21 protein-coding genes are annotated in these 21,546 nt (G+C 31.8%); 3 read left to right on the forward strand and 18 right to left on the reverse strand.

Features of this window, described 5'->3' with window-relative positions:
• The first annotated feature begins 37 nt into the window (after positions 1–37).
• Positions 38–250, forward strand: a complete 213-nt coding sequence (locus NDQ75_RS10840; RefSeq protein WP_202027495.1) for a hypothetical protein — start codon at positions 38–40, stop codon at positions 248–250.
• A gap of 454 nt (positions 251–704) precedes the next feature.
• Here NDQ75_RS10840 and NDQ75_RS10845 read toward each other — a convergent pair whose 3' ends face one another.
• A complete protein-coding gene (locus tag NDQ75_RS10845; protein ID WP_202027496.1) occupies positions 705–1,436 on the reverse strand; it encodes a DUF6503 family protein in 732 nt (243 codons plus the stop codon).
• 127 nt (positions 1,437–1,563) lie between these two features.
• On the opposite strand from NDQ75_RS10845, the gene smpB reads away from it, so the two are divergent.
• Complete coding sequence (gene smpB / locus NDQ75_RS10850) at positions 1,564–2,025, forward strand: SsrA-binding protein SmpB (protein WP_202027497.1); 462 nt, start codon at positions 1,564–1,566, stop codon at positions 2,023–2,025.
• A gap of 45 nt (positions 2,026–2,070) precedes the next feature.
• Here the strand turns inward: smpB and NDQ75_RS10855 are convergent, their stop codons facing one another.
• The 3 genes from NDQ75_RS10855 to NDQ75_RS10865 all read right to left on the reverse strand — a co-directional run bounded on the left by NDQ75_RS10855 (position 2,071) and on the right by NDQ75_RS10865 (position 4,843).
• The gene (locus NDQ75_RS10855) at positions 2,071–2,712 is read right to left on the reverse strand and encodes a protein-L-isoaspartate(D-aspartate) O-methyltransferase (RefSeq protein ID WP_202027736.1); all 642 of its coding nucleotides are present in this window, start codon (positions 2,710–2,712) and stop codon (positions 2,071–2,073) included.
• Between the two features lie 147 nt (positions 2,713–2,859).
• The gene (lpdA, locus tag NDQ75_RS10860) at positions 2,860–4,260 is read right to left on the reverse strand and encodes a dihydrolipoyl dehydrogenase (RefSeq protein ID WP_202027498.1); all 1,401 of its coding nucleotides are present in this window, start codon (positions 4,258–4,260) and stop codon (positions 2,860–2,862) included.
• A gap of 124 nt (positions 4,261–4,384) precedes the next feature.
• The gene (locus NDQ75_RS10865) at positions 4,385–4,843 is read right to left on the reverse strand and encodes an Lrp/AsnC family transcriptional regulator (protein ID WP_202027499.1); all 459 of its coding nucleotides are present in this window, start codon (positions 4,841–4,843) and stop codon (positions 4,385–4,387) included.
• 472 nt (positions 4,844–5,315) lie between these two features.
• On the opposite strand from NDQ75_RS10865, the gene NDQ75_RS10870 reads away from it, so the two are divergent.
• A complete protein-coding gene (locus tag NDQ75_RS10870; protein ID WP_202027500.1) occupies positions 5,316–6,515 on the forward strand; it encodes an aminotransferase class I/II-fold pyridoxal phosphate-dependent enzyme in 1,200 nt (399 codons plus the stop codon).
• Between the two features lie 297 nt (positions 6,516–6,812).
• On the opposite strand, the gene NDQ75_RS10875 is transcribed toward NDQ75_RS10870, so the two are convergent.
• The 14 genes from NDQ75_RS10875 to rfbA all read right to left on the reverse strand — a co-directional run bounded on the left by NDQ75_RS10875 (position 6,813) and on the right by rfbA (position 21,542).
• Positions 6,813–7,898 (reverse strand): MraY family glycosyltransferase, encoded by a 1,086-nt coding sequence (locus NDQ75_RS10875; RefSeq protein ID WP_242513622.1) that lies wholly within the window; start codon positions 7,896–7,898, stop codon positions 6,813–6,815.
• 117 nt (positions 7,899–8,015) lie between these two features.
• The gene (locus tag NDQ75_RS10880) at positions 8,016–8,837 is read right to left on the reverse strand and encodes a glycosyltransferase family 2 protein (protein ID WP_202027502.1); all 822 of its coding nucleotides are present in this window, start codon (positions 8,835–8,837) and stop codon (positions 8,016–8,018) included.
• Entirely contained in the window at positions 8,809–10,119 is a 1,311-nt protein-coding gene (locus tag NDQ75_RS10885) for an O-antigen ligase family protein (protein WP_202027503.1), read from the reverse strand. The genes NDQ75_RS10880 and NDQ75_RS10885 overlap by 29 nt, the downstream gene beginning before the upstream one ends.
• Positions 10,112–11,221 (reverse strand): glycosyltransferase, encoded by a 1,110-nt coding sequence (locus NDQ75_RS10890; protein WP_202027504.1) that lies wholly within the window; start codon positions 11,219–11,221, stop codon positions 10,112–10,114. The genes NDQ75_RS10885 and NDQ75_RS10890 overlap by 8 nt, the downstream gene beginning before the upstream one ends.
• A gap of 7 nt (positions 11,222–11,228) precedes the next feature.
• On the reverse strand, positions 11,229–12,041 hold the full coding sequence (locus NDQ75_RS10895) for a 2OG-Fe(II) oxygenase (protein ID WP_202027505.1): 813 nt from the start codon (positions 12,039–12,041) through the stop codon (positions 11,229–11,231).
• 3 nt (positions 12,042–12,044) lie between these two features.
• Positions 12,045–12,692, reverse strand: coding sequence for an LbetaH domain-containing protein (locus NDQ75_RS10900; RefSeq protein ID WP_202027506.1), 648 nt, complete (start codon positions 12,690–12,692; stop codon positions 12,045–12,047).
• Entirely contained in the window at positions 12,679–13,695 is a 1,017-nt protein-coding gene (locus tag NDQ75_RS10905) for an O-antigen ligase family protein (RefSeq protein WP_202027507.1), read from the reverse strand. Before NDQ75_RS10905 ends, NDQ75_RS10900 begins: the two co-directional genes overlap by 14 nt.
• A 247-nt stretch (positions 13,696–13,942) precedes the next feature.
• Positions 13,943–14,926 (reverse strand): glycosyltransferase family 2 protein, encoded by a 984-nt coding sequence (locus tag NDQ75_RS10910; protein WP_202027508.1) that lies wholly within the window; start codon positions 14,924–14,926, stop codon positions 13,943–13,945.
• A gap of 230 nt (positions 14,927–15,156) precedes the next feature.
• Positions 15,157–16,377: a polysaccharide pyruvyl transferase family protein gene (locus NDQ75_RS10915; protein ID WP_202027509.1), complete on the reverse strand. Its 1,221-nt coding sequence runs from the start codon at positions 16,375–16,377 to the stop codon at positions 15,157–15,159.
• A 1-nt stretch (position 16,378) separates the two neighbouring features.
• Positions 16,379–17,629 (reverse strand): oligosaccharide flippase family protein, encoded by a 1,251-nt coding sequence (locus NDQ75_RS10920; RefSeq protein ID WP_202027510.1) that lies wholly within the window; start codon positions 17,627–17,629, stop codon positions 16,379–16,381.
• Positions 17,626–19,035: a Coenzyme F420 hydrogenase/dehydrogenase, beta subunit C-terminal domain gene (locus NDQ75_RS10925; protein ID WP_202027511.1), complete on the reverse strand. Its 1,410-nt coding sequence runs from the start codon at positions 19,033–19,035 to the stop codon at positions 17,626–17,628. Before NDQ75_RS10925 ends, NDQ75_RS10920 begins: the two co-directional genes overlap by 4 nt.
• A gap of 235 nt (positions 19,036–19,270) precedes the next feature.
• Positions 19,271–20,128, reverse strand: a complete 858-nt coding sequence (gene rfbD, locus NDQ75_RS10930; RefSeq protein WP_202027512.1) for a dTDP-4-dehydrorhamnose reductase — start codon at positions 20,126–20,128, stop codon at positions 19,271–19,273.
• Positions 20,125–20,670: a dTDP-4-dehydrorhamnose 3,5-epimerase gene (gene rfbC / locus NDQ75_RS10935; RefSeq protein WP_202027513.1), complete on the reverse strand. Its 546-nt coding sequence runs from the start codon at positions 20,668–20,670 to the stop codon at positions 20,125–20,127. Before rfbC ends, rfbD begins: the two co-directional genes overlap by 4 nt.
• Before the next feature lie 2 nt (positions 20,671–20,672).
• The gene (gene rfbA, locus NDQ75_RS10940; protein ID WP_202027514.1) at positions 20,673–21,542 is read right to left on the reverse strand and encodes a glucose-1-phosphate thymidylyltransferase RfbA; all 870 of its coding nucleotides are present in this window, start codon (positions 21,540–21,542) and stop codon (positions 20,673–20,675) included.
• Positions 21,543–21,546: the final 4 nt, after the last annotated feature.

The following is a 21,546-nucleotide window of genomic DNA, read 5'->3' on the forward strand; positions in this document are numbered from 1 at the left end:
GAAGTTTTTAGCATAAACGACCTTCTTTTTAGGTTAAATGATGAAGTTTTTAGGTGTTACACTCAAACGTTTAGGTAGCATAGCTAAAGTTTTAGGTTATTTTTTAAAACTTTTAGGTGTCATACCTAAACTTTTAGGTGTTTTACCTAAATTTTTAGGCTTACAACCTAAAGTTTTAGCCTCGAGATCTAAAATTTTAGGTTTAGGACCTAAAACTTTGGCCTCTAGACCTAAAAATTGGTCGATTTAGTCTAAAAAGTTCGATTCATGGACTAAACGGAACACTTTTTAACCTAAACAGTCGGTTTCTCAACCTAAACGGGTGTTCGATGAGGCGAAAAGTGGCTAAGTTGTTAAATTGGTGAGTGGCAAAGATGGTCGATGAAAAACCAGCAATAAGCTTTACGCCATATGCATTAAGCGGGGTTCGCAAACATTTCAAGCGTAGAGCTTAAAGCTTAGGGCCATTTTCGTGAATCGTTATTCGTTGCTCGTTGCTAGCTTAATGGACACAAAACCTGAAACTTTAAACTCCTCCAAACTACTAGAGTCATATCGACCATCGGGAGATATCACATCCAGTTATTCAAAAGAATAATGTGATTTCTCAGCCCTCCCTTCGGTGGGCTTCGAAATGACCTGAAACTTCAAACTAGAAACCCTTGAACTTCTGGCATCCAGCTTCCGTCTTCCGACTCCAAAAACTACTTCACCTCGATATTTTCCAGAATTATTTTTGAAAGTAGTTCCAACTCTCCTTTTTCAAAGAGTTCATCTAAATTTTCAAGCTTTACATCTTTCGATTTAGGCTTGTAATTATTGTAGTCTACAAAGTCAATGCCGTTTACAACCCTTCTCTTGTATGCTTCACGAAAACGCATACCTCCTTCATTTACATGATATTCATAGGCAAGGTAATCAACTTTGTAAGTAACGTTATTAATCCAATAAATAAAGACATCTTCAAAATCTTCTCCCCCACCTTCTTCATCAAACCAAACTTTAATTTTAAAATAGGTGTCGCCTTTTATATCTACTTGGCCTAGCAGCTCTTTATTAACGGCGCCGCCATTTAATCCGAAAGGTAAATTAGCGAAATAATGAACCGAATTCACACTGTTTTTAAATTTGTCGGCAGTAGTATCCGCTAAATAAATGGGTCTACCATCAATCTTACGCTGAAAACCGTCATTGGTAAGCACATCTACAATTACTGAAGAATCTTTTGTAGTTCTTGTAAATTTAAACCTACCATTATTCCTTTCTGAAGTATATTTCTTTCCACGGAAATCAAAAGAAATCTCTTTTCCATCTAAATCGGCCATTCCAGAAACTTCAATGGATTTATTGATTATAGTATCGGCATCTTGGTCTGGACCACAGGAAATCAACAATATGCTTGCAACAAACAAAAAGGGAAACAGAAGTTTTTTCATTTAATAGTAGTTTTCGAGAAAATTTAAGTCGCAAATATATTGTTTTGATTACGCTTACCTTTTAAATTCCTCTTAAAATAGCAGATAAAATGCAGACATTCCATAATTGTTCTTATTTTTGAGGCGTATGCAGAATAACGTAAACATAAAGAATAAAAAAGCTCGTTTTGAGTACGAGATTTTAGATACCTACATTGCTGGAATTGTTCTATCGGGAACGGAAATAAAATCCATTCGCCAAAGTAGGGCTTCCATAGCTGAGAGCTTTTGCGAGTTTAACGAAGCTGGTGAACTTTTCGTCATCAACATGACGGTTGAAGAATACACGCATGCTACGCATTTTAACCATCAACCGAAGAGCGCCCGCAAATTGCTGCTGAACAAACGCGAACTTAAAAAATGGCATAAATCTGTTAAGGTATCTGGAAATACCATTGTACCGCTAAAACTTTTCATCAATGACCGTGGATTAGCAAAAATGCAAATTGCCCTTGGGAAAGGTAAAAAGCTTTACGATAAGCGGGAAACCATTAAAAATCGTGACAATAAGCGGAATCTAGACCGAGTGAAGAAGGCTTATAATGGTTAGCATTTGGAATTGAGAATTTATTAATCATCAATTCATAAGTATTCGCTAATTTCTGTCCTCCAATAAAGGAACAAACCTAAACTCACCGAATTCATATTTTTCAAATTCCTTTTGGGACTTTCTGGTAAAAAGTGTCATGGTTTGCACTTCGTCACCAACGGGAATTACCAACTTCCCTCCCACTTTTAACTGCGCCATTAAGGGTTTTGGTACGAACGGAGCGCCGGCAGTAACGATTATTCCATCAAAAGGAGCTTCTTCCGGTAGTCCTTTATAACCATCTCCAAAAATGATACGTTTTGGTTTGTAACCCAATTTTGGCAAAAACAAATTGGTTTTTTTAAACAATTCTTTCTGCCTTTCTATGGTATAAACTTGAGCTCCTAATTCCAATAACATCGCGGTTTGGTAGCCACTTCCCGTACCAATTTCCAAGATTTTATCACCCCGTTTTATAGTCAGTAATTCGGTTTGAAAAGCCACCGTGTAAGGTTGGGAGATAGTCTGACTTGCCCCAATGGGAAAAGCTTTATCCTGATACGCATGATCTTCAAAGCTGCTATCCATGAACAAATGTCTAGGTATTTTTTTTACAGCATTGATCACCTTTTGGTCTGAAATCCCTTTCTCAGCAACGATTTCAGCCAATTTATTTCGCATTCCTTGGTGTCTATAGGTATCTTTCAAGTGTAGCATTCTTTTAGAGAATGTAAAATTACAAAGCTATTCTTAAACCTGTAACATTTCCTTGGAAGAGTTATTCACATCCAAAAAAAGAAACCCCAAAGGTTTTGGAAACCTTGGGGGTCTAAGAATAATTTAAACTTTCTGTAATTAAACGTGCAACGCGCGATCTTCCGTTGCTGCAAGTGCGGCTTCTTTCACCGCCTCGGCATACGTTGGGTGCGCGTGACTCATTCTAGAGATATCTTCGGCACTGGCTCTAAACTCCATTGCCGTAACCGCTTCAGCAATTAAATCCGCTGTACGGGCACCAATCATATGAACACCCAATACTTCGTCGGTTTCAGCATCAGCAAGAATTTTTACAAATCCGTCTATATCCATACTCGCTCTGGCTCTACCAAGGGCACGCATAGGGAATTGTCCCGATTTATACTTTACACCCGCTTCTTTTAACTGCTCTTCCGTTTTACCAACGGCAGCTACTTCTGGCCAAGTGTAAACCACCCCAGGAATTAAATTGTAATCGATATGCGGTTTTTGTCCGGCTAAACTTTCCGCAACCAAAACACCTTCCTCTTCTGCTTTGTGCGCTAACATAGCACCTTTTACCACATCACCAATCGCGTAGATGTTAGAAACATTGGTTTGCAAATGGTCGTTTACCTCAATCTGACCTTTATCGTTTACTTTTACTCCAGCTTTATCAGCATTCAAACCATCAGTATAAGGGCGACGACCCACAGAGACTAAACAGTAGTCTCCTTCCAAAGAAACCTCTTTCCCCTTTTTATCGTCTGCCTTTATGGTAATTTTATCTCCTTTTCTGTTAACCCCTTTCACTTTATGGGAAGTATAGAACTTTATGCCTTTTTTCTTTAGCACTTTTTGTAGTTCCTTGGATAGACTTCCATCCATGGTAGGTATAATTCTATCCATAAACTCAACTACAGATACTTCTGCACCCAGTCTTCGGTAAACCTGACCCAATTCCAATCCGATTACCCCGCCACCAATAATCACAAGATGTTTGGGTATTTCTTTGAGTTTCAAAGCTTCCGTAGAAGTAATAATTCTTTCTTTATCTATATCAATAAAAGGAAGAGAAGAAGGTTTAGAACCCGTAGCGATAATGGTATGTTTCGCTTCAATTTCCTCTTTTTTATCGCCGTTTATTTCAATATGGGTAGCATCTTTAAAGCTCCCTACCCCATGATAAACATCAATTTTATTCTTATCCATTAAATAATCAATCCCTTTAGTGGTTTGGTCTACCACACCTTGTTTACGGGCGATCATTTTTTCAAGGTTCACCTTAACTTCCCCAGGAATTTCAATACCGTGCTCCTCAAAATGGCTAACAGCATCTTCGTAGTGGTGGGAAGAATCCAATAAAGCTTTAGATGGAATACATCCTACATTTAAACAGGTTCCCCCAAGGGTATTATATTTTTCAATTATAGCAGTTTTCATACCCAGTTGTGCGCAGCGAATTGCTGCTACATAGCCTCCAGGTCCTGAGCCGATAACGGCCACATCGTAAGAATTCATAGTATATCTTTAGTATGTCTTAATTATTCAGTTAACAAAAATACAAATGTTTTATGGGAAGGCAACTATCTATGTTTTTAAAAAATCCATTCTTTTTAAACCGAAAAGTTACCTCGGTAACAACCTACAAACTAAGTACAGTAGAACTCTTAACTTCTTCAATCATGAAAATACTATGGGTGCTTCCAATATGCTTTAAAGAGGTAAGTTTGGTCGTCATAAAATCCCGATAAGCATTCATATCGGCCACGCTCACTTTCAAAATATAATCAGATTCTCCACTTACGTGATAACATTCCAAAACCTCTGGAAGCGTTACCACTTCCTTTTCAAAACTGGTAATGTGTTCTTTGGTGTGCTGAGTGAGGCGCACATGACAGAAAACTACAAACGCCTTGTCAATCTTTTTTTTGTCCAATAAAGCCGTATACCCCTTAATTACGCCCTCTTTTTCCAACTTCCTTATACGTTCGTAAACGGCGGTTTTAGACAAATCTAATTTCAATGAAAGTGCTTTTGTGGTCTGTTTGGCATCTTTCTGCAATAGCTCCAGTAATTTTTTATCGGTGGTGTCAAGTTTCATAAGTGAATAATTTTCTTTTTTCTGAATAAAACTATTTCAAAAATAAAACATTCATCCAATTAAAGACTATTTATAAGAATAATAATCTAAATACTAATTGATTCATTGATTTTTAATCGGAACATCAATTCCTTTGATGCAAATATGGACATCCTCGAAAGGATAATCTTTCGGAGACTATTAATAGGCTATAATTTATAATTAGTTTGATAAATATTGAATTATTCGATTTTTAGAATATTCTTTCATTTCTTTTGTTCGCCCAAAAGAAACGAAACAAAGAAAAAGGCGCCTTATCCAAGGAATTTTTTCGACCATAAAGTCGAAAAACCATAATCAAAATTCCGCGTCGCTACGTGCCTACGCTCCTGCTTTCGGAGCTTTTGATTACTATTCTGGGGATAAGGAACTTTCTTCAATATTTCATTTCAACGCAATTTTAAATAAGAGCCACTAAAAACAAACTAGCTTTATGAAATTCAATCCAGCTGATAAGATTCAAGATTTACAATACTTTGGTGAATTTGGAGGTGTGAATCCTTCCATTTCAGATTCATCAACATACACTTTCCTTTCTGCTAAAACCATGTTCGATACGTTTGAAGGGAACACCGAAGGTTGCTACCTTTACAGCCGACATTCTTCACCTTCCAATTTATATCTTGGCGAAGCTTTGGCCGCTTTGGAAGGTACTGAAACAGCTAATGTTACCGCCAGTGGAATGGGCGCCATCACTGCAGTTGTAATGCAATTGTGCAACGCAGGCGATCATATTGTTTCCAGCAGAACCATTTACGGAGGTACGTATGCTTTTATGAAGAATTTCCTTCCGAAGTTTAACATTACTACCTCATTTGTAGACACTACCAATCTTGAAAAAGTAGAGGCTGCCATTACCGAAAACACAAAAATGATTTACTGCGAAACCATTAGCAATCCGCTTTTGGAAGTGGCAGACATCGAAGGTTTATCTAAAATCGCCAAAAAGCATAATTTACCACTAGTGGTAGATAATACGTTTTCGCCGCTTACAGTAGCTCCAGCAAAACTTGGCGCCGACGTGGTGATTAACAGCTTAACAAAATTTATTAACGGAAGTAGCGATGCCGTTGGTGGCGTGGTTTGCGGAACGACCGAATTCTGCTTGAGTTTAAAAGATGTAAATGATGGTGCTGGGATGCTGTTGGGAAGCACCATGGACAGCTTGCGTGCAGCTTCTATTTTAAAAAATCAACGCACTTTGCACATCCGAATTAAAAAACACAGTGAAAATGCGCTTTATCTTGCCAATGCTTTTGAAGTGGACGGACTAAAAGTCGTGTACCCGGGGCTTGCTTCACACCCTGCTCATGAGATTATGAAAACACAAATGAACGAGGAATACGGTTTTGGAGGAATGCTAACGGTTGATGTTGGCTCCTTGGAAAAAGCCAACGAACTTATGGAAATGATGCAGGCGAAAAATCTTGGATATTTAGCCGTGAGCCTTGGTTTCTACAAAACCTTGTTCAGCGCGCCTGGAAGCTCGACTTCTTCAGAAATACCTTTGGAAGAACAAGAGGCAATGGGATTGAGTAACGGACTTATACGTTTTTCAATCGGACTCGACAATGATATTGAACGCACCTACCAAATGATGAAAGCTTGTATGGAGGAGCTTGGTATTCTTTAAAAACAATAGAAAACTATCATTGCTTTAAAATTTCACCGCGACCTCTATAATTTTAGGAGTCGCGGTTTATTTTTTATTGAAATGAAGGTTATTGAGTTGTTGAAGCATTGAGTCGTTAAGTCAAAAAGTTGCTGTTCGTTGCCATTTTTAATATTTCACTATTTACTTTTTAACTTTTTAAATAAATCTTGGCTACTGATTATTTTCCACTGTTTACTTGTATTAAATCTCTTGTTTCAGGATTTCCACTCGGGTTTTTCGTTTAACGCCAGAAGTCTAATCTTGGAATTTATTGTACTATTTCCCTTTACTCTTTAATTTTCCTTGCTTTTCGCTTCGTTTCACCTTCCCTTTATAGCCTTCCAGTTTTTTTTTGAGTTTTATCTTACGCTTTAAATTACTAACGCTGTAATCCAAACGATAAAAAAGATATGCTAAACCTACACAGGTAGCTACTAATACAATAATCATCCACAAATTATTAGACGTGCTCCCAAGGACAATTAGCAATACCACAAAAACAAAATTAAAACTAGCTATGATAAAACTCGCCTGCTGATGGGATAAACTAAGGTAATCAACCAAGATATGGTGCGTATGGTTCCTATCCGGCGAAAAAGGACCTCGCTTATTTACTACTCTTAAAGTAAATACACGAGCAGTGTCGAATAATGGAACAATTAAAATCCCAATGGCTACCAAGGGAGCGTTTTCGAGCAAAAAAGGAAGTTCCTTGTAAGAAGTAGGCTTTAAGGCTAGGAACTTTAGCGTGAACATGGCTAACATAAAACCAACAATTAGCGAGCCTGTATCACCCATAAAAATTTTCTTGGTGGAGGATAAATTATATCCCAAGAATGCCATTAAACAAGCATTTAAAGCTATGCACAGAAGTGCATAAAAATACTCATTAGACATATAAAAGATGGTTGTATATAAAATCAATATAACAATCCCAACCATTGCCGCCAACCCATCTATACCATCAATTAGATTGTAAGCATTTATAATGGTTATCATCAGAAAGCCTCCAATTAACAAGTATAGAAAATAAGGAATCTCATTAACATTTAGAAAACCATGAAGTGAATGGATTACAAAGCTGTCACTGGCCAACACGAAAGAAACCGCAATAATTTGCGCTACTAACTTCGTTAAAGGAGACAATACCACTAAATCATCCTTTAGACCAACAATAAATAAAATGGTTAAACCTGGGATTAAGTAAATAGCTTCATTATGCAAATCTCTATCCTTTAAAAAGAAAATTGCAAATATCAAGCAATAAAAAAACGAAACCCCCCCCAAAGTAGGCGTTACTTTTTTATGTGAGCTTCGACTGTTCGGATTATCCATTAACTTTTTATGCTGAACAACACCCATGATTTTAGGAATCGTTAAGTAAGTTAAAAGAAAACATCCAAAAAATAGTAATATAGAAGTTTCTAAGAAAAACAATTGGTAAAATTTAAAATTAAGCGACTAACATTTAAAATTTTATTATTTAAAAGTTTGTGAATTTAGGGTTTTTTTATTTATTTTTCTCCTTTCACTATCAAAAAACCACCCCCATTTATTGAAATATTTGATTGCAGATTTAATATGGATTTTTAGTAATTTGAAATTTTTAAAAGACCCCTTTTCATGATGATGAAAAATTTGCACATCGGGATAGTACACAGTTCTAGATATCGAATTAATTCTTCTGGAAATATCAACATCTTCAAAATACATAAAAAACCTCTCATCGAAGCCATGAATTTCGTTCAAAATATTCTTCCTACAAAACATAAAACATCCAGATAAATATGGCACATTCATAATTCTATTATAACCAGATTTTTGAAGTTCAAAAACTTCATTGTTCTTGTTCAACATTCTTGTATTAACAAAAAAAAATCTCAGAAACAAATCAACAGGTCTGGGTAATAGTTTGCATAAATATTGTAAAGAACCATCCGGATATAAAACTTTTGGCATTACCAAACCTATATCTTTATTAGATTGCATGAAATTTATTAGATTATCAAGAACATTCGTGTCGAAAAACACATCTGGGTTTAATATAACATGATAATTAGAATTTAGCTGAGAAGCCTTTGAAATAGCGATGTTGTGACCTGCGCCAAAACCTATATTCTCCCCATTATGAATATAAATAATTCTATCATCTGATGATGAAAACAAATTTCTGAAATAATCAGTTGGAGAATTGTCAATTAAAAACAATTTATGATGCTCCCTGTCTCCTAAAAAACTTTCAATGGACTTTCGTAGTTTTAGTAAATTATTATTATAAACGACTATGGACCCTGTTAACATTCCCGTATTGAATTAAGAATTGAATAAATAAAGCATTAAAAAAAGAATAAAAAACAACACCATGATTTCTGCTCAAGAGATTTTCAAAACATAAACCTAAAAAAGTAATACCAAGAAAACATACAAAAATATAGCAATCGTTTCTAATTCCTAAATTAAAAGAATAAAAAAACATAATTACAAGACATAAAAAAGCCATTAATCCGGCTACTAACAAACTATTTAAAAAATAATTATGTGAGTTATAACTCGTAATAATATATGCGTTGGTATCAAATTGCTTGTAACATTCATCAAGTTCATTTTGAACATCTCCTATACCATATCCGAATAATATGTTTTTACTTACTAAGAAAACAGCACATTTATAAATCCCAATTCTGATATTAACAGAGTTATGCGACTTTCCAATCGGAGCTTCGAATTTCGTGCTTTCAAATTCATTAATAAATCTTGATGATAAAAAAGTAATATTCTTAATCATTAAAAAAGTTATAATTATCAACATTGTCGATAACAACCATTTATACTTGTAATTGAATATAAAAAAAAGAGAATAGCCTATTACAAAAACTAAAGCTAAAAAAGCAATCCTAGATGAAAGAATGATAATAGTCCAAATAAAAAGGAAAATGATAAATACTATGAAGAGCACTATAAAAACTCTGTAAAGAGAATAAATCTTTATTGTAATCAATCTATTTATAAGAATACAAATTGCAAAACAATACCAAATTGATACGTAAGTTGGGTGTAATGGTTGATATTCAAAATTCATAATTGCCTCTCTAAACGGCAGTCTATAAAATTGAACTTCAATCAAATTAGAATATAATCCCAAAATATAAAAATTAAAGTGCAAATTAACCACCTGAACAAAACAAGCTGCCACAAAAACGCTTAATATAATTTTCATATCTTTTTTAGAAACATCATCTAAAAGAAATAAAAATAAAAACGGAAAGATTATGATTGGGATTAAATGTTGAATGGATTTTAATCCATAAGAAATATTATCAGAGTATAGAAGACTAACGAAAAAAGGATAAAATATAAGAGTGCCATATAAAAAAACCTTCTTTCTTTTATAAAATTTAAACTTAAGTTCTCTAAAACCATATTTTTTTTTCAGAGAAGTATTAAGGAATCCGAAAAAGAGAATAAGGGCAATAGTATAGGAGTTATAATTCAACTTGTAAATCGGAAACAATGCTACTAACGCAAGAAAGAAAGTTTGTAATTTAACATCGTAATCCTTAACTCTTTTTAAAAGACTAACCATAATCAAATATACTGTCTAAAAGTTGAGGCCAACCTTTAACAAAAGGATAACTAACATTTTTTTGCTTATTTCCGGAAAATTTAATTTTATTATCTAAGAATGATATCATTAAATTTTTCAAGTCTTCAGCACATTCTGGATTGAAAAATGAGACATTTTCATAATCACCAACTGTCTCATGGGCATATGGTTTATCAGCAATTAACATAGGTTTATTAGTAATTTTAAACTCCGTTATCGGCAAACCCCAAGTTTCTAATTTAGAAGGAAAAATTAAACAATCAGCGCTATTATAATAATTATATACCATTTCACGTGAAACTAAACCTATAAAGTTTAATCCAGTAAGACCACCGTACTTTTTGAATAATTCCTTTGAATATAAATTAATATTGATATCTATAGTTAGATATATTTCACATCTTTTTTTATAATCATCCGGAAGCAGGGAAAAAGCTTGACAAATTATTTCGAAATTTTTGAAAGGCCTTGGAAAGCTTGGATAAAAAAAACGAATTTTTTCACTAATACTTTTATTACTGTCCGAACTAAGTGGTAAGAGTAAATTATTCTGATTATCTATTTCCGGATAAGCGACAAGAACATTATTTAAGCCCCAAAATTTAACAAATTCTTGTCTAATCCAATCTTGTTGAACAATTACAAATTTATTCTTAAAAATATTTATTCTATACAAAAATTTATAAAAATTGGAGAATAAAAATGTTTTCGTGTTTTTAACTAAATCTTTTTTTCTGACATCATAAAAAGGCGTGGGATTATGACAATATACAAACCTATTTTCACATTTAACATTTGGAGAAATATCATGCATAGAAAGCCAATAATCTGGTTTTAATTTTAGAGAATAAAAATAAAAGTAAAAATACTCATAAAAAATCCTGATAAACCAAGATCTTTTTGCTAACGGAAACTCTATAATATCTATAGATTTAAAGTCATATAAGTCTTTAGAGTGAACCAATGCGATAATTTTGTAATTAGAGGAGTAATCTTTCTCTAAACTAGCCAAGCAATCTCTCATTATGGACAAAGGACCTCCAGATGTGAAATTTATTGCAGAAACTACTATTTTTTTCAATTCAATTTTAGTTATTTCTTATTTTCTTTATTGTTCTAAATAAAAATGGAGGCAAAACATCTTCAACAAAATTTTTCATTCTATTAAATTTCAGCATTTCAACATCTTCTTTTCTATTTCTAAAAATAGTGCCGTGATTTTTCTTAAACTCTAAAATCTCAGAAGCTGGTCTTCCGTTGGTATAATAATAAAGGGCAATTGACTTTCTAGACATATTATCTGGACAATTAATGGGATCTGGAAGTCCATGATAAGACGTAGAAGTAGTAGAAAATAATGCCATTGTATTGAAATCTGGTCTAATTTTAACTTCACAATTTTTCATATCTCTATCCCACAACTCAAAATGACCACCATAACTATCATGCCAATTCTTGTTTAAGTAGATTAAAACATTCAATCTTCGATCTAGTTTTGTTAATCTATGCTTATTAAAATCTGCATGTATTTTCAAAAAACCACCTTTTTTTGATTCATGTAGTCCTCCTCCTAACAAAAAGGGGTCCGGAATTAAATTTTCTATTCCAGTTAGAACGGTTAAAAAATCTAGAAAAGGCTGAGAATTTAAAAAATGAATTAAATTACGAGTGTTATTCCCAAACAAGTCTTCTCCCTTAGAAGCTATTTTGTTCTCATTAGGATTATTGAACTTAGCAGTATTTGCTTCGCTCAAATCGGGAAACTCATCAAGAACTTGTTGAAGAAAATCAGCATCAAAAAAATCACTAAAGACAATGTTCGGGAAAGGCCTATTTTCTTGATATTTTTGCTTATTCGCATTAGCTACAATAGATAAGTTTTCGTATTTTTCAGATAACATATTTTAAAAATTTTTAGAAATCTTTTCCCAAGATTTGGTTTGTTCATTATATTTTTTTACTGCCCTAGCTGGCGAACCTATTATGATTAGATTGCTTCCAAAAACACTATTAATTACAGTGTTGGCACCAATGATACATCCATCACCTATTCTAGACCCCGCTAATATACTAACATTTTCACCAATCCATACATTATTCCCAATAAATATCTCTCTTGGCACTGCAACCCGATCTTTAGGTGGAGTTGAAGGCGAATCTTGGATAAAACCATTATAGCAACCATGATTATGGTCGATTATAAGCACATTACTTCCAATTAAAACATTGTTTCCTAAACTAATCTTTTTAATTACTCCGATATGAACGTTATTATTACATGAAATATTATTTCCAATAATCAATTTTGGAATTTCATTAAATCCAGAAATATGATGTCTGACAAATTCCTTCCCTAATACCTCAATTCTTAGGTTCGAACCTGAACTAAAATTTTTACCGAATAGTATATTGTTCTTCCCAATAATATGGGATGGTTGTTTTATTATCCTTACCTCTTTAGGGAAAAATATCTTAGTTAAAATTATATCTCTAAACAACCTAAGAAGATCCAAAAAGTAATAGTTTCGAATTAACCTTTTAATTTCCCTCATTTCTTTTTACTATTTTAAATGCAAAAAAATATATTAAAATAAACATTATAAAGCCTAAAGAAGTATAATGTCCTTGTCTGATGGCTCTGGACAGAAACAGTATGAAAATCCCATTACTAATACAGAAATAAAATAAATCACCTTTTTCAGCAGACTTCACACGATATCTAAAAATGTATATCAAAAATATAAACAATCCAAATAAGCCCAATTCAGAAATCAACCTTAGAATTAAACTATTTGCATCAGATCTATTTAATTTATAATAAGTTTTGAAATTAGAATCAGGAATAACCTTATCTAAATAAAAATCATAATTTTTAACATGAGAACCCAAACCACTACCCAAAATAGGATATTTTTTTGAAGCTTCCTTTACAATCATAAAATTGCTGTATAATGCATATGTGCTTAAGTTTTTTGAATCGATGTCTTCTTTGGTAACATCACTATCAAAAAATAAACCAATTGTGTCGTCAACTCTAGTCTTTACATCATTTATATTATATAAACAAACTAATAAAGCAATGGAGGTAACGGTCAAAATAAAAAGAGATATTGGTTTTTTAAAAAAATTATATTTTGTAAGCATTACGCTTAAAATTGTAAATAGTAATGCTAAATAACCAGTGGATGAAAAAGTTAATAATAAAATACTAATTATTAAAATCGAGTATCTTAATGAAATGAATGAAAAATTATTCCTATCCAAGATTTTATATACTGCAAAATACAAAGCAGGAATTAACATATAAACCAAAAAAGAAGGTTCTTCAAACCAACCTTGCAGTCTGAGGTTGGAAATTTCAAAGTTTCCCATTTCAAAACCAAGATATGAAAGGTCCGCACCCCACTTGAAAGAAATTATTATTGAGATAAGTTGAATAACAGAGAAATAGCATACTATTTTAATTATTTTGAAATAATCCTTGTAAAGAACCTTTAAATCAAATCTGTATGAAGATAAAAGGAAATAACTGAACATTAAGTTTATACCTATCAATAAAAATTGTTTAAGAAATAATGAATAATGCCCTCCATTTATCACAACCCCTAATATTGAAATTATAATTAAGAATATTAGAACGAAAATAACTTTAAACGATATGTAAATATTCTTAAAAGATAAAGCATAGAATATTATAAAAAGTATAAAAAAAAGATAATTTAATCTGAAATCAAAATTTGTGTTAATAGACAGATATAAATTGTCAAAAAAAAATGATAGTAGAGCTAAAAATCTAATAGTTTTAAGCATTATACTTAGATAGCGGTTTTCTTAATAATTTAAAGTACATATAAATTCTATCATATTGCGCTCTCCTAACTCTATTAACTATGTAACCAAATCCAAAAAAAATATAAAAAAATAAAAGACTTTGTTTAAAAAACTTTTTGTTAAATAGAATTTTACTTCTAATCCCATAAAAATCTGAAAACTTTGATGTCGAAACTATTGTACTTCCACCTTTGTGATATATTTTTGAATGTAGATCTAAACTAAATGAAAAGTCATTTTCTTTAGCTCTTAATATCCAATCATACTCCTCTAAAAACAAGAAATAATCTTCGCACATACCACCTACAGTATTTATAAATTTCTTACTTATTAAAATAGAAGCCCCAATCGGGTAATCGACGAAAGGAGATCGATCTAAGGACTTATTTATTCTTACCATACCTAAATAAGGGTTGTAAAAACCACCAATACTTTGGATTATGTCTGAAGAAGAATTATAGTCATATAATATTGAACCTACAATTTCATTTTGATCAGAAGTAGCAACATTTATTAAGTTATGGAGACATTCTTCACTTACAACAGTATCATTATTTAATAACCAGCAAAAATCAAACTTGTCTTGTCCTACTAATTTATTAATCAAAATATTATTAGCCGCAGCAAAACCGTTGTTCTCCTTTGCTTTGACTATGTTTAGATCTTTCAAATTGTCTAAAGAGAAGTCGTCCTCATTTATGACCAAATATTCAATTGGAATCTTTTCATTTCTCATTAAACCAGGAAACTGGGTATCTTTAACATCTATCTTATTTTCCGCCCATAAAACAATGTTATTTACTGATATCTCATCAGGGGAATTATCAATAATGAAAATTGTGAGTTCACTATACTCCATGTTATACAAACTCTCAATACATTCAATTGTATTTTTCCACGAACAAAAATTAACAATTAACACGCAAACATTTGGATATGGATTAACGTCATACATAATCTAATATTTTTTTAACATTTCTAGTTTACTACGCAAATACCAAAAAATTAATACGTTTAAAGAATATCATAAATCACCTTAATTATTAAATTATAACCGATTAAAGCCACAAATTATAATTTTGTGATTTTTTTAATATAAAATGAAATAATCTCAAAGCTATTAATATTTTACTCGGATTCTCTAATATCCTCAAAAGTAAAACAAGTTAGTTTTTAATTCTCAGGTTAAAATTTTAGGCAATCTTCAAATTCACTAAAAGTTTTATTTGCAATAGAAATTGCCTTTTTGTTTGCTACTTCTATCCTTGTGCGATTAGAGCTTCTTTGATTTAAACAAGAAGAAATATCACTTATTACTGAATCAATATTATTATCTTTTTCAAAAAGAGATAATAAATCGACGCTGAACTCTTTTAGATCCAGTATTGAAAGCATATTAGCCATTTTGTGCTCGTAAGATAAAGCATAAAAAGGCACTAGATTATTAATGGCAAAAACTATAGTATGATATCTTGCACCGATTACAAACTGAGAATTTGCGATTATTTCCTGTTGGACATCTGAATCATATCTTTCATCAATAACAGTTATGGAAGAATTATCAGAATCACTTATTAAACTAAGCATGTAATCTTTGTCATTTTCTTCTGAAAACATTTGAGGTAAAAGAACAACTTTCATTTCATGATGTGAAGAAATTGAATTAATGATTTGAATATATAAATCATCCATTTTGTTTTTATCAACATTTTTAAAATAAGTATGCCATCTGTACAATTCATTAGGAACAATAACAACATATTCTTCTTTGGCCAAGTGTTCGTACTCTTTAGGAATTCCTTTTCTTTCCGTTATTAAAAAAGTAGTATCAATTGCTTTATGAAAGTTAATTTTATATTGTTCTCCATATTTATGGCTCTTCTCATCTCGTAAAGATAAAAATTTTGCATACTTCAAAACTTCTAGAGTTCTTTTTCTAAAAAAAGAAGAGACTCTATCTAAAGGACCAAATGAAATTGAATAAATCACTAATGGTATATTCAATTTTTTCACTATCAAAAGTCTCCATAAATAGTACCAATCTTCATATGGTCCAAGATTTATACCTGTTGGTCCATTTATGATAAGATCGTAATTCTTAATCAATTTATATTGTTTTTTTAATGTACGACTGAATAGACTTAAAACCCAAGCAAACGCAGGTAGGTAAGACGTCAATCTGATCAAGATTTTATCAAACTTGTTAACAGGAAAATGATAATGTTTAATACTATTAAAATCTTCATTTCCTATAAAAGCATTTGGATTTAAATTACCATACCAGTTGTATAAAATATCGATTTGACAATCATTATACTTGTTAGTTATTTTTCTGATTAATGCAATACCAGCAGACTCGTCACCATGGTTACAAGTGTGCTGATTAATAATTAAAATTTTATTCATTTTAGTAATTTTTAATTGTTTTTTTAAATAAATAAATACGAGAAAATGCTATTGTTAAATCAACTATGATTAGTAAAAATGGAATTACAATGATTTGAGGCTCAGAAGTAAATATTAATACTATACATGTAAGAATATAAATTAACACTGGGTAAACTTGGGATAAAACCAGATACCTGTTCTTACCTAAAACTATTAATCCATTAATTCCATAACTACTAATTAAACTATGTAAAGGAATTAAAAACGGCAAAATTAAAAAGAAATCTTTTGAATAGGAATATTGTCCAAGCTCAGTAAAAAAATTAAAAACAACATTTTTTAAAATAAATATTAATGCCATAATCATTACTGACAAAACAAAACTATATTTAGAACTTTTTTTCCAAACATAATAATAGCTTCTGAAAGATTTATTAAATTCACTAATCAACTTGGGATAATAAGCTTGCGTTATAATCATCACAATTTGTTTACCTAATACAACCACTTTATCGATAGAGCTGTAAATCCCAACTGCATCAAACGAATAGACACTCTTAATTAATAATAGAGGTGTATTTCGAAAAAAATTCGTTGCCATTGTTGACATAAATATCGGAAATGCGTTTTTACTGAAATTAAGAAAATCTTTTTTAGAAAAAGTCAGCCTTAAGTTGTTTCGGAAAATAGCCATAAAGAAAGAAAAAAGGGCAGATAAAACTAAGCCTAAAGATTTAAAAAGAGATACATACTCAAAACTAAATTTGAAAAAATAAAAAAAAACTACCCCAAAAATGAAAATTAAATTTGCTATTAAATTAGTAAAAATTATATATCTCATTTTCTCAATACTCTGAAAGAACCAATCACAGTTGAATGCCTTTGAAGTAAAAATTCCCATACTAAAGACAAATACATTTTTATATTTCAAATAAGAGTCGTCTAATCCGATTACTAGTAAAAAAGCTAAAATGGAAAACAGGACAAGGCTGAGCTTTATAAAGAAAATAGCTCCAAAAACTTTATTCTTGTCAGAAGATTTATCTAAAAAAAATTTAATTCCCGAAACACTGAAACCATAATCACAAATTATACTTAAAAACAAGGACAAAGCAAATGCTGTAGAAATTACTCCATATTTTTCAACACCCAATTCTTTCAATAATATCGGAAAAGTTATTATGGGACTCAAATAGTTAACTACCTGCGATGAACTTAATGAAAAAAGACTTTCAATAAACTTTTTATCAAAGGAAAATCTTTTTATCATTTTACATTTTTAAAGTACGTTCTGTAATAATCTTTAAGCGTATTCGGAATTAAACCTTTTATACCATAAACCATCAACCTATATTTCATGATTGGTAAGAATAGGCTTAATTTAAAGTATGAAAAATTATTTTTCTCAAGCGCCTTTATAAAGAAATCATCAACTTTTTCTTGAAACCATATTCTTGCTTCTTGTATATTTTTGTATTTTTCATCAACTTTATACTCACCAGCCTTTACTCTTTTTGTTGGAGACCATTCCCCTAGATTATTAAGCCTCAGTAAACGAAAAGACAACCCTTTTCTCCTATGTCTAAAACTTCCTGATTGAGATTTAATAATAATATCTTTTTGTACTTCATCAAGTTTTAAATTTTTATTTTTTATCCCATTATTAATCAAATCATCTATCAAATGGTTTCTTGTAACTATTAAGTTACTTCCTTTCCAGTCTTCTCTATATTCCGCTGCCCAAGCATCTCCAAATACGACATCAGCAGTCTCAGCCATAACATCATCACAAAAATCGCACGACTTATATTTAAAAAAACCCAATCCCCAGTCAGTCCCATATAGTTCGCTTGCCGGTTTTGATATTTTTGATTTCAGAATATTATCTTCAGAATAATCTAATTTCACAGAATATAATGCTGCGGAACTAGAAGGTAGCTTATGTCTAAAATCAATATTTTTTAGTTTTTGAGGATGTATTCTGTGTTGCCATGCAAATAAAGATGCAAAGTGTTTACTTTTTAAATGCCCACAAACTATTCCAATAAAAAAAATAATGCGAGATTTAATTATTTCGTCTTTCTCAGCAAGATTCCGTACTGCTTTTATAAAACAAGGTATGCCAACTATTACGTATCTTTGAAATCCTGAATTTCTTACCTCTTGTAAAACCTTTGACAATTCTATAGGATAATATCTGGACTTTGCTCCATTTCTTACTTCGTTTAAATTATTTGAAATACTATATTCAAAAAGTTTATCATTCTCTTTGGATTCCTTTACATGAATTACCGCATCGATCATATCATTTTTCAATAATTCTTTCAAAAGCCAAGATACTCCCCCGCCAGAACTTCCATGTTCCCTGTATTCTCCTTCACTAACATGGCCAGCATAGGAAGATAAATAATAACCAATTTCATTATCATGCTTAATATTGTTGATATCTGAAAATCTAGACTTAGCTAACACATCCTCATTATTTGAAGACTTAGAAAAGGGACAAAGCCCATCAGCATGTCTAATTTTATTAATGTTGTTATCAATCAATTTAGCTTTATACCTCCCTTCTCTAGTTGTGACCATCTCATAAGCAGAATTTTCCTTACTTGCGCAAACACCACAGCCAACACAAAAATTCCCTTTTATAACTTCGCTTATCTCTTCTTTTTCCATTAATCTGAATCTATTATTATTAACTAGTTCTAATGTTTTGGATGAATTAAATGACTAAAATAGTTTAAAAGGATATAATTATCATTTGTTTAAATCTAATTAAGGTTTTTCCTTTTTTTCTTTAAAAAAATTATAATCGGATGCTTTTTCACGAACTTATAATATCAAAATAAATTAAAATCGAAATTAGTTGATATCCAATTCATAAAAATCTTCTTTCGAAGTTTAAAAAATACTATAATTTTTTACCCTCTAAAACTTTAACTATAGCCATCTTCCAAAAAATTCTTTCATAATTGAGAAAATTTAAAATTTTTTCTCCACTTAAACTAGAATAAGTTGGACGTAAAGCCGCCAATTTAAAATCTCTAGTTTTTATTTTATTAACCTTAACTGATCGTTTGGCCAAACTAAATATTTCTATTGCAAAGTCATACCAACTTATTTCGCCGTCATTGCTATAATGATATGTACCAAATTTTTGGCTTTTCGTGTTTATTAAGAAAATTAAAAACTTTGCCAAGTCGCCCGCATAAGTAGGACTTCCAATTTGATCTCCCACTACATTAATTTCATCTCTTTCCTCAGCTAATCGTAACATGGTTTTTACGAAATTATTTCCATACTCGGAATACACCCAAGAAGTCCTAACTATAAAATAATTATCTAGAATCTCTTGTACATATTGCTCACCTTTTAATTTCGAAGCGCCATAAACACTAATTGGATTAGGTTCATCTTCCTCAGTATATGGGTCTTTTTTAGTTCCATCGAACACAAAGTCGGTGGAAATATGTATAAAAACAACCTCATTTTTATTGCAAGCATACGCTAAGTATTTTACCGCTTCTCCATTCACCAAAAAGGCTTTATCACTTTCTTGTTCCGCTTTATCAACTGCAGTGTATGCTGCACAATTGATGCAATAATCATATGCCTGAGAGGGGAAAAAGTCTTCAATATTAGATTTATTGGTAATATCTAAGTCTTTGGAGTCTTTAAAATCAAAATATAACTCGGGAAACTCTTTAGCCACATCTCGCAAACACCTCCCTAACTGCCCATTGGCACCAGTAACTAATACTTTAGTCATAATCGTGCATTTTTCAATCGTGGCAATTCTATATCTTTAGGTGATAATAATAATTCTTCTTTATCTAAAACCCAATCAATATTAATGGTAGGATCATTATAGATTATACCTCCTTCTGCCTCTTTATTATAATAATTATCACATTTATAAAAGAATTCAGCCGTTTCGCTCAAAGCTACAAACCCATGAGCAAAACCTCGTGGAATAAACAACTGCTTTTTATTTTTTGCGGATAACTCTACAGCTACGTATTCACCAAAAGTTTCTGAACCTTTCCGAATATCTACTGCTACATCTAACACTGCTCCTTGTAAAACTCTCACTAGTTTTGCTTGAGCGTGGTCCCCAATCTGGTAATGCAATGCTCTCACCACTCCTTTTTTCGAAAAAGATTGATTATCCTGTACAAAATTTACTTTTTCGCCAATAGACTTTTCAAATTGTTGATGATTAAAACTTTCATAAAAATATCCTCTTTCATCCTCAAACACACTTGGTTCTATTATAACACAACCTTCCAGCTTAGTTCTAGTATGCCTCATAATTACTTTCTTTCTTTTAACAATCCTAACAAGTTCTTTCCATAACCGCTTTTCATTAATGGTCTTGTTAATTGTTTAAATTCTTTTTCATTAATATAACCCATCTCATAGGCTGCTCCCTCAATTGCACCAATTTTCAACCCTTGGCGTTCCTCTATAACTTCTACAAATTGGGAAGCTTGCATTAAGGACTGAAAGGTCCCCGTATCCAACCAAGCAGTACCTCTATCCATTATACTTACTTTTAATTTGCCTTTTTCTAAATATACTTTATTAACATCTGTAATTTCCAACTCACCTCTGTTGCTAGGCTTAATATTCTTAGCGATGTTTACTACTTCATTATCATAAAAATATATTCCTGGAACTGCATAATTTGATTTGGGATTTTCAGGTTTTTCTTCGATAGAAATCGCCTTACCTCTAGCATCAAACTCTACTACCCCATAGCGCTCGGGATCATGAACATGATAAGCGTATACTATTCCACCGTCGGGATCATTATTTGCTTGCAATAATTCACTGAAACCTGTTCCATAAAAGATATTATCACCTAAAATTAATGCGACTTTTTCCTTACCGATAAATTCTGCCCCAATAATAAAAGCTTCAGCCAGACCATTTGGTTCTGCCTGCACTGCGTATTCAAATTGACAACCATATTTTTTACCATCACCCAATAACTCTTTAAATAATGGCAAATCTTTTGACGTCGAAATAATCAAAATCTCATTGATACCGGCACGCATTAAAGTAGAAAGTGGATAATAAATCATTGGCTTATCATAAACAGGCATTAACTGTTTACTTACGCTGAGTGTTAATGGGTGCAATCTTGTTCCAGAACCACCTGCAAGAATAATTCCTTTCATTGCT

The organism is Galbibacter mesophilus, from assembly GCF_023721415.1.
Taxonomy (GTDB): Bacteria; Bacteroidota; Bacteroidia; order Flavobacteriales; family Flavobacteriaceae; genus Galbibacter; species Galbibacter mesophilus.

Coding starts and splice junctions, on each gene's coding strand:
- NDQ75_RS10885 (WP_202027503.1), bottom strand. CDS start 10,119: ATGGTTAGTCTTTTAAAAAGAGTTAAGGATTACGATGTTAAATTACAA.
- NDQ75_RS10865 (WP_202027499.1), bottom strand. CDS start 4,843: ATGAAACTTGACACCACCGATAAAAAATTACTGGAGCTATTGCAGAAA.
- rfbA (WP_202027514.1), bottom strand. CDS start 21,542: ATGAAAGGAATTATTCTTGCAGGTGGTTCTGGAACAAGATTGCACCCA.
- NDQ75_RS10895 (WP_202027505.1), bottom strand. CDS start 12,041: ATGTTATCTGAAAAATACGAAAACTTATCTATTGTAGCTAATGCGAAT.
- rfbD (WP_202027512.1), bottom strand. CDS start 20,128: ATGACTAAAGTATTAGTTACTGGTGCCAATGGGCAGTTAGGGAGGTGT.
- NDQ75_RS10880 (WP_202027502.1), bottom strand. CDS start 8,837: ATGTTAACAGGGTCCATAGTCGTTTATAATAATAATTTACTAAAACTA.
- NDQ75_RS10915 (WP_202027509.1), bottom strand. CDS start 16,377: ATGAATAAAATTTTAATTATTAATCAGCACACTTGTAACCATGGTGAC.
- NDQ75_RS10840 (WP_202027495.1), top strand. CDS start 38: ATGATGAAGTTTTTAGGTGTTACACTCAAACGTTTAGGTAGCATAGCT.
- NDQ75_RS10875 (WP_242513622.1), bottom strand. CDS start 7,898: ATGGGTGTTGTTCAGCATAAAAAGTTAATGGATAATCCGAACAGTCGA.
- rfbC (WP_202027513.1), bottom strand. CDS start 20,670: ATGAGGCATACTAGAACTAAGCTGGAAGGTTGTGTTATAATAGAACCA.
- lpdA (WP_202027498.1), bottom strand. CDS start 4,260: ATGAATTCTTACGATGTGGCCGTTATCGGCTCAGGACCTGGAGGCTAT.
- NDQ75_RS10900 (WP_202027506.1), bottom strand. CDS start 12,692: ATGAGGGAAATTAAAAGGTTAATTCGAAACTATTACTTTTTGGATCTT.
- NDQ75_RS10925 (WP_202027511.1), bottom strand. CDS start 19,035: ATGGAAAAAGAAGAGATAAGCGAAGTTATAAAAGGGAATTTTTGTGTT.
- NDQ75_RS10910 (WP_202027508.1), bottom strand. CDS start 14,926: ATGTATGACGTTAATCCATATCCAAATGTTTGCGTGTTAATTGTTAAT.
- smpB (WP_202027497.1), top strand. CDS start 1,564: ATGCAGAATAACGTAAACATAAAGAATAAAAAAGCTCGTTTTGAGTAC.
- NDQ75_RS10845 (WP_202027496.1), bottom strand. CDS start 1,436: ATGAAAAAACTTCTGTTTCCCTTTTTGTTTGTTGCAAGCATATTGTTG.
- NDQ75_RS10920 (WP_202027510.1), bottom strand. CDS start 17,629: ATGATAAAAAGATTTTCCTTTGATAAAAAGTTTATTGAAAGTCTTTTT.
- NDQ75_RS10870 (WP_202027500.1), top strand. CDS start 5,316: ATGAAATTCAATCCAGCTGATAAGATTCAAGATTTACAATACTTTGGT.